Below are 15435 nucleotides of genomic sequence, written 5' to 3'. Positions count from 1 at the left end.
TTTTTTAAAGAAGATTAATAACAGTTTTTTATTCATTTTTTAATTTTTCCGTTTACTTTCCCTTTGCAGCAAAAGGCACATCACTTTGATACAGAATTTTTGTTTTATGAAAGGGTTCAGACTGAACCTGCTTTAAATAAACATGGTTTAAAGCTTCTGAAATTAAGGTTTCTCCGGGATCTCCCAATGGAAGTAATGGCAGCTGAGTATATTCATTCACCTTAAACTGTGGGGAAATCCCATTGCTGTATTCCCCTATTCCGTTCGCATTGAAAACTTTATAAATAACCGGATGGATCTGCCAGGAAATCTTTTTGGGCTTCCTTTTGTCTTCCACTATAAACCCGGCCATATCTTTTCCTAAGGTAACATCGCCTATTTGTACAACCTGCAGATAGGGTTTCAGGTTATTGACTACTATTTCTGCAGCTGATGCCGTACTGTTTGAGGTAAGAACATAGAGTTTATTCAATCCTAACGAATTGGAATGCAATACATTAAAGTCAAGAGCTTTAGGATCGTAAGAAATCTGTTGGCCAAATGTTCTTTTGACTTCACCTCCGTTTTTATTTCCTTTAAAAATGATAAAGGGTGAACTGGCTGATATTCCTGAGGGAATTAATGCACAAAGTGCTGCGGCAGCTGACACGGAACCTCCATAATTATACCTCAGATCAAGAATTAATTCCTGAATTCCGGCAGCTTTAAACTCTCCAAACTTCTGATGAAGCATGGATGTCATTCCATCCGGAAAATCATAAATATACAGATACCCTGTCTTTTTACCGTTTTCATTAAAAATTTTTGATAAGAAAGGCTGTTCCAAAGAATATCCATAATACACAGTGACATCCTTTTCATCGGCAACAGCTCCATTTTTCCAGCTTCCCACCTTAAGATCTATTACCGTTTGATCTTTCATAGAAGAAGTAATGGTTTCTGCATTGGCAGCCGTAACTGCTTTTCCATTTATTTTTGTAATAATCATTCCCCTTTCCAAGCCGGCATTGAAAGCCGGAGAGTTTGTAAGGACCAATTTTATCACTGTAACCACTTCTCCATTGGTAAGCTGGACCACGCTATAATCAAAGCCATACATATTTCGTATTGAACGCGGATATGTAGAAGAGTCTTGTGTATTGACGATAAAAGAAAATCTATCCTGAGGGGATAACAGACTTTTAAAGAAATCCTTTGCCGGAAGGTGATAGTCTGGTTTTGCAGGCATCTGATCAGCCCAGTAATAATACCTTTTCATGCTGTCCTGCACCCATACATTCAGAGATTCTGTACTTCCGTCGGGAAATACAGGAGCACTTTCGTCATTATTTGTACACGACACAAGAAAGGCTGTGATAGCAATAAGCTGAAATTTCAAAAATTTTTTCATATATAATTACAGATATTCTGCTACATCGATATCTCCTTTTACAACCCATACTCCATTTTCCAGTTTTTCCTGAAGTACGATCATATTGGCTCCCATATGTTGTTTTATGGTCACCTTAATCATTTCAGATCCTGCATAAGGTTCTGTGGTTCCCGGTTTATATAATTCCAGGTATACCGGAGCGGTAGCACTGAATGAATTATAAATTTTCACCGCAGTAAAATCATCCTTTCCAATGCTCTCGAATTCTGCCAGGACCACCCCATTTTCTCTTTTTAAAATGCCTTTTACATGGGTAAGGGATGACCCTGAAAATTCTCCCAGGTTAGGAAAAATAAATTCAAATCCTACTTTCCCAAAATTAACCTGAGGTTTTACTGCATAGGTTTGCAGGAAAATACCGGGAAGATTAAAAAAGTATAAATTTTTATAATCTGCTATATTGTCATAGCTAATGGTATATTTTCTGATTTCGGCTCCTGTTTCATTATTATATATTCCCAGTTTGTTGGTTTCCCCTTCATCCAGTACAAACTGAAGCTGAGTTTCTATTTTATTGGTGTATGAAGTATTTCCGTTAATAGATACCGGAACTCCATTAAACCTCAGCTGAAGTACATCAGGCTTTGAAAACCCTTTAATGGTTACTTCTCCGGGTTTCTGTATTTTATCATACCTTTCCATGACAGTGTTGTCTGTACATGAAAACAGGATGGTAAAGAATAGTAATGCAAAGATCTTATTCATCTTTTTGAATTAATTATATCATTTAAACTTTAAAATATTGCCCCACCCAATGAGCAGGGCAATAGATAATTATAAAAAAACGGGTTGGATATGTTTCGGATAACCTTTTAATTAAAATGCTACCCATTATTGTATATAAAATTTGATGGTCTCTTTAATGATTGGTTTTTAAGAGTTAACTGATTATTTTTTAATAAATTTCAATCGCTCTGTAGTCTTTCCGTCAGTAATTTCCGCGATATAAGTTCCTGCCGACAATCCTGCTACATTAATAGATTGGGAATACTGAGCTGTAATCACTTTTTGGGCTGCAGTATTGTAAATACTTACTACTGCTGTTTTTTCTTTCAATTCCGGGTTAAGCTTTAATTTCAGAGTTTCTTTTACAGGGTTCTCTGCTATTTGAGTTAGATTTTTCTTTGTTTTTACGTCCTTTGTTCCTAAAAATGCACTGGCATAGATTGCCATTTCATCGATATTGATATTTTGGATATTATTACTGTTAGGTTTTCTGTTGGACCACATCCCGATATAGATTTTCTTTCCTGCAAAAGCAGAGATATCTACCAGATCCTGTACAAATTGGGTAAGATCTGTAGGGAAAGGATTATCTGATCCTCCTACTTGTATTTTATAAGGACTTGGAAGCTCATTCCCTGCAGTATCTACAGTCATTGCCTGGAAATCTGATAATTCAGGAACTGCTTTCTGAGGAGTACTCACATAGATATAAAGGTCTCTACCGAGCGTTGTATGGGTAGTTCTTTGTCTCCCGACATAGGCAGCAAGAGTGATGGTTCCTGCCGTATTTGACAAATCGATCTGAGGGGAAATGATCCAGTCATTTTCTGAGCCAAATCCTGTTGCGGTTCCTGTTGGAATTAAATTAATGGAATGACGGAGAACACCTGCAGTTCCATATACCATAGAAGTACCATTGTGATAAATATTTTGTCCCTGAAGCCATCCATTGCTGTTGTTATTCAGATCATGGAAGGTCCATCCCTGAAGATCAGCAGGAGTATCAAAAGTATTTCCCCATACCAGGGTTTGTGCTGTTGCCAGCTGAGATAAAAACAGAACAGATGATAAAATTATTTTTTTCATGACAATTATTATTATGATTTTTTTGAGTAATAAAAAGCAAGGAATCAGCATACGCTGTTTCCCTGCTTTTAAAAATTTATTATTCTACAATAGCAAAATTGTATTTTGTCCAGGTTCCCTGAAAGTTTCCACAGTTTCTAGGTGAAACATTCCAAAGACCTTCGTTGAAGAATGGTTGGCTCATTCCCCATAATGCCGCTGTATTTCCTGTAAGAAGATTAGCAGCCGGAATTCCTGCTGTACCTGCTCCTGTCACAGAAGTTGTAAAGCCATGAACCTGAATAGTGTTTAAAGTAGAAGCAGCAGAAAGCTGAGAACCAGTACCTTCTACTTTGATTCCTACCGGATAACCTGTTACTACAGCATTATTTAAAGTTAATTTACCGTTTCTTCTGATATGGATACCGTTTTCGTAGGCAGCTCCTTGTCCTGCATTACCATATTTAGCGCCAATGATCGTAAGGTTATTGATCACAGGATTTGTAATTAATGAAGTAGCTGTACCTGTTGCGTTGTTATCCAACTCAATACCGTTAGAGTCAGGGCTTCCACCACTTACAGTATGTGCTGAATTGTAATCTGCCAGAGAAAGGGCGCAAGTAATAGTTCCTGTATACCCATTATCAAAGTCAAAATTATCATCTTCAGCAGCAAAAGAAATTAGGTTTGAAGCATTTACTGTACCTCCAAAGAACTCAAAAGAGTCATCCTGACCGTACGAAACCTGAATATGATCTAAAGTAGTTCCGTTTCCAACACCTCCTAATGATAAAGCATTCACTTCATTACCAGAGTTAGCTCCTACGAAATCGTACCCAGCAAACTCGATACGTACATACTTTAAGATCCCTGCATTATGAGAAGGATTGGTTCCTCCGAAATAATAATCACTTCCTGTAAGACCTTCAATAGTAGTGGTAGAAGGTACATTGGTAGGTGCATCTCCTAAAAGGATTACCCCTCCGAAATCTCCAGGAGTCGCCGTAGTGTCTTCGTTTCCGTCCAATAATTTGTAGCTGGTAAAAATAATAGGCTGAGACTCTGTCCCGGTAGCATTAATTTTACCTGTTTTTGTAACTACTAAAATTCCTGAACCTTCTCCTGAAGCGTTTGGTTTAGCTTTGATAAAAGTTCCAGGCTGAATAGTAAGGGTAGCTCCATTTTTAACAGCTACAGTACCGTCAAGCTCTATAACACCACTCCATGTAGTATTAGAAGTAATAGCACCGCTAACAGTAGTAACAGGAAGTGCAGAAGCCGTAAGATATTCTGCAGAAGTTGCTTTCATATCGAATGGTGTAGAAGAATCTGCTAAGTTATCGTGTTGACAAGCAGTAAGAGATAATGCAGCAGCTGCAATAAGAGTTAGTTTTTTCATTGTTATAATTTTTAAGAGATCCGGTGTTTATTTTATGGCCGGAAATTTTAATATTGAGGAATATCCGCCTCTATATTCCTGCGATTTGGTTTTTATTTCACCCTGCATCCCATGAGGAGCTGATCTGCCGGGGTTTCCTGTTTATCTGCTACTACCCGGAAAAATATAGTAGCGTTCGGTTTTTGGCTGATCCGGTACTGCTGTGCGCATCATCAGTATTGATCCGGTTCCTGTTCAGGATTCCGAAACCTGTACATTTCTATATCAAGAGCTCTTAACTTCTATCTTATCATTGATCAAAATGTATAATTCACACTCAGCCCGAATATTCTTCCGCTGTAGGCACGAAATAAGATTTTGTCAATATTTTTATCATATTTATTGGTAGCGCCCGGTAATAATTCCAGGGATTCCCTTTCTGTTTCCAGGCCGCTTCCGCCTCCACTTTTCTTTCCTGCATAGGAATTAAAATTGTTATAGTATTCTTTTACCCTGTTGAAAAGGTTTTTGACATTTAATTTAACTTCAAGGTTTCTGTTCTGAAGAAATTTATATGAGATCTGGGCATCTGCTACGGCATAAGGTCGTTGTATTTCCTCCCCGTTATAAGAATATCCTACGGTAATATATTGATCACCTTTGGCGTTATACAGGAAGCTCAGTCCCAGTCTTTCATCATCATACATTAACCCTGCATTATAAGCATAAGGAGTCTGCCCATACAGAGGCCTGGAAACTTCATAGGTGGCATCATGATCACCGGTTTTTTCACGGTCTTTAAAAGCAATTACTTTAGTATCGTTATAGGTAAAATTTCCGCTCACAAAAAGATGGGATAATATGGAATTGGCTGCAATGAACCCCAGGTTTTTCCGTACTTCCACTTCAAGGCCCTTCAGTTTTGCATTTTTAGAATTTCCATTATACAGATACAGGTTTCCTTCATTAGAAATATAGCCCTCACGTTCAATGGGGTGGTCTAAATTTTTATAGTAAATTCCTGCAGAAAAAATCTCTCCTAATCCCGGAAACCACTCCAGTTTAAAATCATAATTATTGACTACAGAAGACACCATTTCTGTATTGTAAATCTGACCATTGGCTACAGGATCAAAATAGGGCAATCCTGTTCTTTCATTAAACTGGGGACGGATCACGGTTTTATTATAGGCCAGTCTCACATTGATTTTATTGGTGGGGCTGTAGGTAAAATTGGCAGAAGGCATCCATTGCCACGGTTGATCATCAACGCTGGGTTTGTTTACATTTCTGGAGTCTTCAGTATCGAGCTGTTGGGAAATAAGATCATATTTAAAATATTCTGCCCGTAATCCCCAGACCAATCTGAACTTGTTTCTCCAGCGGTTATCAAACATAAGATATATGGCATGCTGTTCCACTTCACCTTCATATTTATCATTTTTATAGAGAGGCCTGGTCTGCCATCCAATTCCACCGGGGGCATAATGAGAACCGTCAAACCAATCGGAAAGGGCACCGTACATCTGCAATATTTTACTGTTCGGGACGTTCCTGTTCGGATCTACTCTCAATAAAAATTTTTGCTGTTGGTTGGTATTTGTTTTGGATGCCCCGGCATACCCTATTTTGATATCATTTTTAAAGGCTTCTCTGTCTAAATTCCATTTGAATGAAGCTCCATAATTATAATCTGTTTCTTTAGTACCAATATATCCCCTGGCAAAATCACTTGAAGAATTATTGACCTCATGATAGCTTAAAATCTCACTTCCTATAAAATTATATAAACTCTGATGCAGTGTATAATCTTTTGTATCCGAAGACACCCCGGTTCTGGCAGCAAACCAGCTGATCTCCATATTTCCAAGCTTGTGATTACCTTCCAGCTTATTCTGCAGGAACATCTGGTAAACAGGATAATTGGTGTTTCCTGCAAAAGGTTTATCCAACGATTTAATTTGCGAAGGATCATTGTTTGGAATAACACCATTATAAAAATAATTATAGGAAGTTTCCGCATTGGAAGGTAAACCACTTCCACTTGTATATTCATTCCAGCCCGTAATCCGGGTCAGGGTATTATCATAAATATGCGTGTAGGAATTACGGAAGGAAATTCTGCTTTTATTAAGCTGCAATCCAAAATTCAGCATCCCTGCCAGCGTAGAATTGTAATTGTAAGAAGCCCCTGTATTTTTAAAATTATAGAAAGGAATCTGCCCGCTGGCATCAAGAGGTCCGGTAGTATCCAGCCAGTTTCCTCTTCCCGTATGGTCGATATCCAGTTTATTCTGTTCATTTTTAATGATAAAGGCTCCTGCAAAACCCCATTTATTATTGTTTTTAAGAGCATACGTTCTTCCCAGTGCCATCTGTATATTAGACCCCATATCGCCTCTTGTCTTATACGTCGTAAAATTATCATTGACGAACTGTTTAGACTGTTCGAAAAACAATGGGTTGTTTATACCCATCGCCTCGAGGCCTTTCGGGAAGTTTCTTGTTCCGTCATCATATCCGAAATAATCATATTTCCCCCGTTTCCGGGTCAGGAATTCTTTAAATGCTGCCTGATCATTGTAAGAAGTTCCCAATGTAACGGTAGTGAAGTTTTCGTTGGGAATATCTTTGGTTCTTACTTCTACATACCCTCCTGCAAAGCTGGCATTCATATCCGGGGTTGCAGATTTACTCACCACTACACTTTCCACCATGGCGGTAGGAATAATATCGAAAGAGAAATTCTGGTTATAAGCTTCTGTGCTGGGCAAATTGATCCCATCCATAGCTGCTGTATTCCAGCGCTCTCCCATTGACCTTACCACTACATATTTGTTATCTATAGTCGTGATTCCAGTGACTCTTTTTAAAGTTCCCCCTACATCACTGTCCGGAGTTTTAGAGATCTGTTCCGCAGAAATTCCGTCACTCATCTGGGCTGCTTTTTTCTGTTGAGTCAGTAATCCTGCCTGCGTATCTGCTTTACGGGTGGCTGTTACCACCACTTCTTTAATGTCTGTAATTTTATCGGAAGCCGTATTTAATGCAAATGAAACCGTATTGGTTTCCTTATTGGTAACGGATAGCTTCTCTACCCTAAGTGTATTATATTTAGGGGCTTTTATCGTAAGAGTATAGATTCCTGACGGAAGATCTATATTAAAATCCCCGTTATTATCTGTGGTTATGGTTTTCTGGGTAATACTTACTTCTGCTCCGGCAATCGGGTTTCCCACTTCATCAACAATTTTTCCTGAAATACGTCCGTTTCCCGGTACAGAAACACCTGGACCAGCGTATTGTATTGAAATAAGGTCGCCATGCAGACGGAATACTACAGGAAGTCCGCTGGTAATATCTTTCAGACAGCTGTTGATAGAACTGTTTTCACATTTTATTCCTTTTACCTTCAGCTCTTTGATATCTGTTTTTGAGTAGGCCAGTCTCATTCCGGTTTTTCCTGCAAATTCTTCCAATACTTCAATTAACGGTCTGTTGGTAGGAACAGAAAATGACACTTTCTGAACCAATTCCTGTGCTTCTGCTGCTACAGTAAAAAATAACGCTGCTATGGTAAAACCACATTTCAAACTTTTCATACGTGAGTGTTCTCTTTTAAATTAATGGTTATCTGATTATTTGTTTTTTGGTGATTGTCTTTTTTATTTTTTCAAAATATAGATGTTGTCTTTTTTCTGGACTTCCAATCCCAATATGAAAGCCAGTGATTCAATATTTTCACCCACTGTTCCTCCTGTAAAATCTGCGGTAATCTTTTTATCTTCTGCTTCTTTAGGGTAATAAATCTTTGTACTGTAATTGCCTTCCAACACTGCAATGACCTCCTTTAGTGCAACATCAGTAAAGCTTAAAGACAGCAGTGCCGGAGTCTGTTTATTCAGGGTTCCGTCCGGAGCAAATGAAATAATGGCAGTAGTACGGGCTACTCCGAAGTTGGTCCACTTCTGATTGGGCTTCAGGTAAGAATCGGGAGCACCTGCAGAAGAGACGGCCACTTTTCCTTCATAAAGGTCCACTGCTTTTTTCTTTCCGGATTGTGAGATTTTGAATACCGTTCCCAATACTTTTGTACTGAAACCTTCAGCCTGAACTATAAAAGGATGCGCTTTTGATTTGGCTACAGAAAAAACAGCATCTCCTTTCAAATCTACAATCCTGGTAGATGCCGGAAACGATGGATCCACACTAAGCTCAGCTCCCGGCAGCAACGTTACCACAGTTCCGTCTGAAAGATGTACCGTTTTATTTCCAGCCCCTGCAAGGTAAACATCCGGTTTAAAGAATGTATTATAGGTAAACCAGCCTCCCAATGACAAAAGCAAAACAATAACAGCTGCAACTCTGTAGGCATACTTTTTAAAACTTCCGATATGCCTGCCTTTTTCAATAGGTATAAAATAATGTTCCAGCGCAGATAATACCCTTTCTTTGGCTTCTTTCATATGAATGGGATCCAGCTCTTTTTCTGCATGGATTTTCCATTTCTCTATAATTTCACTTTCCTTATCAGAGATTTTTTCCTCCGAAACTTCCCGTGCCCAAAGCCTGAAAACAAAGGCTTCAATATTTTTATATTTAAAACGTTTCATAAAATAGTTCATCGTATTCACAGATACTTCTATCTATAAGACGGTGAAAATGGAAAACTTCCCCAGGGCATTCTTAATATTCTATTCACATTAGCCTTCTATTACTTATCATTTTTAATATTTTTTACATTTATTCAACATTAGATTCATATTTAAGCTCTGATCTTCAGAAATATTTAACCTTACCATAACTAAAGTTCATAAAAAGTTAATTTTCCTTTAAGTAATTTTGTTTCAACAATATGAAACTAACAGACACAGCTTTATTAAAGAAAATAAAATCAGGAGACCGCCCTGCATTTACGCTGTTGTATGACCGATATTGGGATAGTTTATACCGCTTTGTTTTTGTACGGACCAAGGATAAAGAAGTTTCCGAAGAGCTGCTCCAGGATTTATGGATGAAAATCATTGAAAATACGGATACCATACAAACAGATGAGACAGAAAGTGCAAAAGGATATCTGCTCCGCCATCTTCACTACCGGATCATTGATTATTACAACAGTTATAAAAAAGCTCCTCCCATCCTGAGTATTGATGAAATTGACTTCCCTCTGGAAACAAACCTTACAGATACTGAGTATTTTGAAATTCTTGAAGAAAATGAAATTTCTACGTTATTATCCATGATTGACGATGTAGTTTCGCAACTTCCCTCCACAGAGCAGCAAGTCTATGATATGAGGATCCGGAGAAATATGTCGGTGAATGAAACAGCAGAAGCTTTAGGAATAAGCAATAAAACCGTTAGTAATAAATTAAGCAAAGCATTGGGTGAAATCCGGGAAAAACTGAATCCTGAGTATCAGTCCTCCAAAAAGCTGGTATCTATCCTGATGCTTATAGAAATGATGACAAGATATTGATTAAGTGAATAGCCAATTTGCTATGCAGCCAATGCTCAATTATGTGCGCCTTATAAATTCATAGCAGAGCGGATTTACTTTTTCACTATATCGTCAATTAATTGCTGATCTTGTACACGCAACGCTGACCCCCTGAAATAATATGATCTACCCTTTCTACGGTATAGTTTTTTCCGATCAATGATTGAAAATTTGATAATTCAGCCCGGCAAAACCCTTGGCACTCGGTGGCTGCAGCACATATTGGGCAATGGTTTTCAATCAGGAAATAGTCATGTCCTTCTTTTTTCCATTCTGCCATATACCCTTCATCACTGCGGACCTTTACCAGAATTTCCAGCCGTTGTTCAAGAGATTTTGATTTGGCAAGTGCTTTTTCGTACCGGTTATGTGTGTTTTTTTCGCGGTCACTGATCAATAAGTCTAAAGCATTTTCACCTAAAAGATTCTTTACAGACTTTAAAAGCTGGACGGTAACGTCGGCATGGGTATCCGGAAACCGACCCAATCCTTTTTCGGTGAGTATATAATAGGTAGATGGGCGGCCAACTCCCTCACTTTTTACAGTGGATTGAATCAATCCTTCCTGGGCAAGGTTCAGCAAATGCTTTCTCGCACCCTCTTTTGTAACAGTCAGTTCTTCAGCAATAAGAAGTGAAGTTGCCTCTCCCCTCATCTTTAGAAACATCAGGATACGATCTGCTGCCGACTTTTTCATTTGACAATATTTAGGTTGTTTTATTTTTCAACAACAAAGATAGTCATTTTCTATAATCTCAAATAAACAACAATAAAACATTGATTTAAAACATATTATTACAAAAGTATGTCAATTCTATAAAACAACTAAAAAGTTGCTTTATTCAAATATATGTTTACCTTTGTGATACAATAATCAAAAAAATAAATACAATGAAACTGTTTACACTACCTCAGCTTTCTTATGCTTATGACGCTTTAGAACCTTTTATCGATAAGGAAACAATGACCATCCACCATCAGCGCCATCACCAAGCATATGTAGATAATCTGAATGCAGCCCTGGAACAAACCAGTGAAGTCAACCCTGATCTGGATTCACTATTACAAAGAATCAGTGAATATAGTCCGGCTGTAAGAAACAATGGTGGTGGGCACTATAATCATTCTTTATTTTGGAAAATTATTTCCCCGTCACCAAAATTAAGTCCTGAAGGTCCACTGAATGATGCTATTACTGCAACATTTGGAAGCCTTGAAAACCTTAAAACAGAAATGAAAAAAGCCGGACTGGGTCAGTTTGGTTCCGGATGGGTTTGGTTATACATGAAATTCAACGGGACCCTGGCAGTAAGCTCTACCCCTAATCAGGACAATCCAATGATGGATGTTTTATCAATGAACAGAGGCTTCCCAATTCTTGGAATAGATGTTTGGGAACACGCTTATTATCTGGCTTATCAAAATAAAAGAGCAGACTACCTTGATTCATTCTGGTCTGTGCTGGATTGGTCTGCAGTAGAGAAAAAATATGAAGAAGCCCTTTTAAAAATAAGATAATTGATTACAGAAGATTATGGAAACTTTCATCAATAAAGCAGAAGCTTCAGGCATTATTGCTTTAGATCTTTTGGATTATAAACCTACTACAGAAATTGTAGAACTGGATATCAAGGATTATCTTTTTATGGGAATGGTTGTCAAAGAGAAAGAATTTAAAGAATCAATTGCAGCAATCGACTTTTCCGTGTACAACGAAAAAGCTGTCGGAATCATCTGTTCCACCGATGCTATCATTCCACCGTGGGTATATATGTTCCTAATGGAAAAGTTATCACCTTATGCCGTTTATGTGGATTTAAACAATGCCGAAGCTGTTCTTCTTGATCTTTGGAAACGCCGTCTCACTTATGCAGACCTGAAGCATTATAAAAATCAGAAGGTAGTTGTCCGGGCAAGGGCTGACCATGATTCTTCGCTCTATTTACTGGCTGCCGGACTTCTGAAACCTCTTGTTAAAAGCCTGATGTATGGAGAAATAGGGCTACCTAAAGTAATTTTCAAAACATAAAACAAAATGAAAGCACTCATATTCAACGGATCACTGGAAAGAAGAGCGGAATCCACATCAGGACATATTTCCAATTATTTTGCAGATCATCTGAAAACGATGGAAATTCAAACTGAAATTTTCACACTCGCTGATTCCGGGATTCCTTTATTTGATCTCAGTCTTACCAAAACACCCTTGGCTGTGGAGCGAATGGCTCAACTATTTACGGATGCAGATCTTCACATCTGGCTCGCTCCCTTATACCATGGAAGCATTCCCGGAGTTATGAAAAACTGCCTGGACTGGCTTGAAGTAACAGCCGGCAGATATGAACCTTACCTTACAGATAAAACGGTTGGCCTGGTATGCTGGGCCGACGGACTGCAAGCTATGCAGGGAATCAATGCAATGGATGCCATTGCCAAATCACTAAGGGCCTGGCCATTGCCGTTCAGCGTACCTATCGTCCGGTCCGCCTTATTTGACAGTGACCATAAGACAGAAATTTCACCTTTATATTCGGGAAAGTTTGACAAGCTTATCGGCATTGCCACTTCAAAAAGAATAGAAAAAACTACAATAGATCAATCATAACATGATAGAACAAACAGCAGATTAGCCAGCCAGATCTACTTAAACGCAGACATGGATGGACTTGCTGTGAAGATTGCTAAAGATTAACAGCTTCAAAATAAAAGTTTGCACAGTTTATGATGTATAAATTACTGAAACTGTTTTAATTAAGTTTGTAGGGGATTTCTAAAACAGGACAACGTTGAAGAAATCCCTTTTTAAACATATAAATAATAAAAAAATGGCCATAAAAATAACGGATGCCTGTATCAATTGTGGAGCCTGCGAACCTGAATGTCCCAACTCAGCCATTTATGAAGGAGCTATAGACTGGCGCTGGCAGGACAAGACAAAACTTTCAGGCAGAGTAACATTTCCTGATGGTACTGAAGCTGATGCCAATGCCTTTAATCCCGCTGTATCGGATGAGGTATATTATATTGTCTCTGGAAAATGCACCGAATGTAAAGGCTTCCATGAAGAGCCACAGTGTAAGGCTGTATGCCCGGTAGACTGCTGTGTTGATGATCCTGATCACCGTGAATCGGAGGAAGTTCTTTTGAACCGACAGAAATTCATGCATGGAACCTGAGCTGTATATACCGTTTACCACTACAATTCATTTTTATAACATTATTTAAATTTCTTCTAGCTGATACTTTTTTTAAAACAAAATTCAGAACCATCAAAGACAGGGATCGTGAGTTTTAGAATCAAAGAAAATGAAATATAAAATTTCAAATAAATAAGGCGAGTTAAAACCCGCCCTATTTATCAATCATCCACTGGTTTTATCCAAATTTTTTGATATTATTTTGTCTTAATCTCAGTATATATTTTTTGAGTAAATGGAGTCTTTATACCGAGCTCAGCTCCATATTTTAAAATTGCTCCTGCAAATAATTCCAGTTCATTATCTTTTTTCCCGGAATGAATATCCAGCTGTAAAGAAGTTGGGGTTTCAAAAGGAAATGTAGATGCCTTGGCAAAGGTTGCCTCAATAATATCGTCCTGCAAAGGAATTTCCTTCTGAACGGCAATCTGTTGTATTTCTTTCATGATTTCAGAGGCTTCAACTTTCTGCTGCTCATCGGTACACACTGTTCCGATAGATGAATTATGCTTTGCAGTTACCATTCCAAAGCTGGCGATAAAGAAAAACTTGGTCCAGATATCCGTTAACGAGTTGTCTTTAAAATCAAAATCAATTTTACTTTCTTTCAATAGATCAACTATCCAGTTCACATCGCTGGAAAAATGGTCAGGATCCCTACCCACGATCATTTTACCGGCTTTTCCCTTATGTTCTACCGTTCCCCTTTCTTTAATATGGGAAGCTACGTAAATACAGGTTGGCAATACCGTATGATCAGGGATTACCTGTCTGATCCTGTCATAAATATCGGCTCCGTTCATCATCGGAAGCAGTACAGTATCTTCGGTAATGACTTCTTTAAGCTGCCTGCAGACATTTTCAAGGTCATATTCCTTGACACAGATCAGCACAAGATCAGGATTTTTTATATTACTGATATGCTGCTCTACAGCATCAGGATGCGTGCTGTTGTCAGGGTGTTCCGGAGACACTAAGATCAGTCCGTTTTCTTTTACCTTCTTATAGGTTTCTCCCCTGGCCACAAAGGAGACTTTATATTTTCCGGAAATTTCATTAGCCTTATTTATTTTAAATCCAAAATAACCGCCTACACCTCCTAATCCAACAACAACAATATGTTTTTTATTCATGAAATTATTTTTTAGCAAAGATCAGGGATAAGGTATGAAATACCACTTGACAAATGAAAAGAAATTACTTTTTATGGATATCTCTTCTGATCCGGCTCAGTGAACTGTCTTTAATTCCCAGGTAAGAAGCAATTACTTTCAACGGAACATGCTGAAATATATTGGGATCTTTCTTCATCAGATTGAAATACCTTGTAGAAGCCTTTTGACTGGCCATTTCTATCAATCTGTCATGAATATGATAATAGTTAACCACAAAAAGAAGCCTACTGAACTCTCTGAATTCCGGGATATTATGAAAATTGTGTTGTACATTTTCTAAACCTGTCACCCAAAAACTACAGTCTGTCACTGTCTGGTAGACCTCCTTAGTGGGCTGTTGCCTGAAAAAGGATAAAAAGTCATTCACAAAACACGGCGCCGAAAAAATATTAGTCGTAATTTCTTCATTATCTTCATTTAAAATATAAGAACGGACATAGCCTTTTTCCAAAAAATAGGTTTTGGTGCTGATGGTATTTTTATCCAGCAAAATGGTATTCGCCTTTAAATCAAAATGACTGAAGGTTTCTGTAATTTTCTCGACCACTTCTTCTTTGATACTGAATAAGGAGTGAAAATAATTGTTGATTGATGATTTGTCCATTCAATAAGTACTCAACACGAACATTAGGTATTCGGCTAAAGCAAAAGTAATACTTATTAAAGTTTTTTAAAGAAAAGACTGTAGTGAGTTTATCATATTGAACTTGTTTAAGCTTTTATTTTAACTACAAATCGAAGATTCGACGTAGTCAAAAGTCACAATGTTTCCTGAACACTTAAGATTTTTTTTAGTTAATATCATACTGCTGAAAAGTACACATAAGTTTTATGAAAATCTCTGATTTTCTCCTAAAGTGAACTTACTTATATGCAATGATTTTTACACTTGCTTAAGTGAGCTAAAGTGTTAAAATATATGGCATTAAGGTTCTTTTATACGATGTAGTAATAAAAAT

14 protein-coding genes are annotated in these 15435 nt (G+C 37.8%); 5 read left to right on the top strand and 9 right to left on the bottom strand.

What is annotated here, in order from left to right:
* Positions 1–52: 52 nt before the first annotated feature.
* From LQV47_RS15700 to LQV47_RS15675, 6 genes are all read right to left on the bottom strand, one after another.
* The gene (locus LQV47_RS15700; protein ID WP_230038476.1) at positions 53–1390 is read right to left on the bottom strand and encodes a S41 family peptidase; all 1338 of its coding nucleotides are present in this window, start codon (positions 1388–1390) and stop codon (positions 53–55) included.
* Between the two features lie 6 nt (positions 1391–1396).
* The gene (locus tag LQV47_RS15695; RefSeq protein ID WP_230038474.1) at positions 1397–2137 is read right to left on the bottom strand and encodes a hypothetical protein; all 741 of its coding nucleotides are present in this window, start codon (positions 2135–2137) and stop codon (positions 1397–1399) included.
* Positions 2138–2320: 183 nt separating this feature from the next.
* A complete protein-coding gene (locus LQV47_RS15690) occupies positions 2321–3244 on the bottom strand; it encodes a T9SS type A sorting domain-containing protein (RefSeq protein WP_230038472.1) in 924 nt (307 codons plus the stop codon).
* Positions 3245–3323: 79 nt separating this feature from the next.
* Entirely contained in the window at positions 3324–4622 is a 1299-nt protein-coding gene (locus tag LQV47_RS15685) for a hypothetical protein (protein WP_230038470.1), read from the bottom strand.
* A 296-nt stretch (positions 4623–4918) separates the two neighbouring features.
* Positions 4919–8203 carry a TonB-dependent receptor gene (locus LQV47_RS15680; protein WP_230038468.1) on the bottom strand — a complete coding sequence of 1095 codons (3285 nt, stop codon included), beginning with the start codon at positions 8201–8203 and terminating at the stop codon, positions 4919–4921.
* A gap of 63 nt (positions 8204–8266) precedes the next feature.
* The gene (locus LQV47_RS15675) at positions 8267–9214 is read right to left on the bottom strand and encodes a FecR family protein (RefSeq protein WP_230038467.1); all 948 of its coding nucleotides are present in this window, start codon (positions 9212–9214) and stop codon (positions 8267–8269) included.
* A gap of 242 nt (positions 9215–9456) precedes the next feature.
* On the opposite strand from LQV47_RS15675, the gene LQV47_RS15670 reads away from it, so the two are divergent.
* Positions 9457–10083: a sigma-70 family RNA polymerase sigma factor gene (locus tag LQV47_RS15670; RefSeq protein ID WP_230038465.1), complete on the top strand. Its 627-nt coding sequence runs from the start codon at positions 9457–9459 to the stop codon at positions 10081–10083.
* Positions 10084–10180: 97 nt separating this feature from the next.
* On the opposite strand, the gene LQV47_RS15665 is transcribed toward LQV47_RS15670, so the two are convergent.
* Positions 10181–10801, bottom strand: a complete 621-nt coding sequence (locus LQV47_RS15665; protein ID WP_230038463.1) for a metalloregulator ArsR/SmtB family transcription factor — start codon at positions 10799–10801, stop codon at positions 10181–10183.
* A 194-nt stretch (positions 10802–10995) separates the two neighbouring features.
* Here LQV47_RS15665 and LQV47_RS15660 point away from each other — a divergent pair, with 194 nt between their 5' ends.
* From LQV47_RS15660 to LQV47_RS15645, 4 genes are all read left to right on the top strand, one after another.
* Positions 10996–11622 carry a superoxide dismutase gene (locus LQV47_RS15660; protein WP_230038461.1) on the top strand — a complete coding sequence of 209 codons (627 nt, stop codon included), beginning with the start codon at positions 10996–10998 and terminating at the stop codon, positions 11620–11622.
* A 16-nt stretch (positions 11623–11638) separates the two neighbouring features.
* The gene (locus LQV47_RS15655; protein ID WP_230038459.1) at positions 11639–12133 is read left to right on the top strand and encodes a DUF2480 family protein; all 495 of its coding nucleotides are present in this window, start codon (positions 11639–11641) and stop codon (positions 12131–12133) included.
* A 6-nt stretch (positions 12134–12139) separates the two neighbouring features.
* Positions 12140–12709 (top strand): NAD(P)H-dependent oxidoreductase, encoded by a 570-nt coding sequence (locus LQV47_RS15650; RefSeq protein WP_230038457.1) that lies wholly within the window; start codon positions 12140–12142, stop codon positions 12707–12709.
* 220 nt (positions 12710–12929) lie between these two features.
* Positions 12930–13280 carry a 4Fe-4S dicluster domain-containing protein gene (locus LQV47_RS15645; protein ID WP_230038455.1) on the top strand — a complete coding sequence of 117 codons (351 nt, stop codon included), beginning with the start codon at positions 12930–12932 and terminating at the stop codon, positions 13278–13280.
* Positions 13281–13498: 218 nt separating this feature from the next.
* Here the strand turns inward: LQV47_RS15645 and LQV47_RS15640 are convergent, their stop codons facing one another.
* Positions 13499–14434 carry a 2-dehydropantoate 2-reductase gene (locus tag LQV47_RS15640; protein WP_230038453.1) on the bottom strand — a complete coding sequence of 312 codons (936 nt, stop codon included), beginning with the start codon at positions 14432–14434 and terminating at the stop codon, positions 13499–13501.
* Positions 14435–14498: 64 nt separating this feature from the next.
* The gene (locus LQV47_RS15635; protein WP_230038451.1) at positions 14499–15080 is read right to left on the bottom strand and encodes a Crp/Fnr family transcriptional regulator; all 582 of its coding nucleotides are present in this window, start codon (positions 15078–15080) and stop codon (positions 14499–14501) included.
* Positions 15081–15435 lie beyond the last annotated feature (355 nt).

Source organism: Chryseobacterium sp. Bi04 (assembly GCF_918698085.1).
Taxonomy (GTDB): Bacteria; Bacteroidota; Bacteroidia; order Flavobacteriales; family Weeksellaceae; genus Chryseobacterium.
This window is presented reverse-complemented; position numbering and strand designations above follow the sequence as displayed.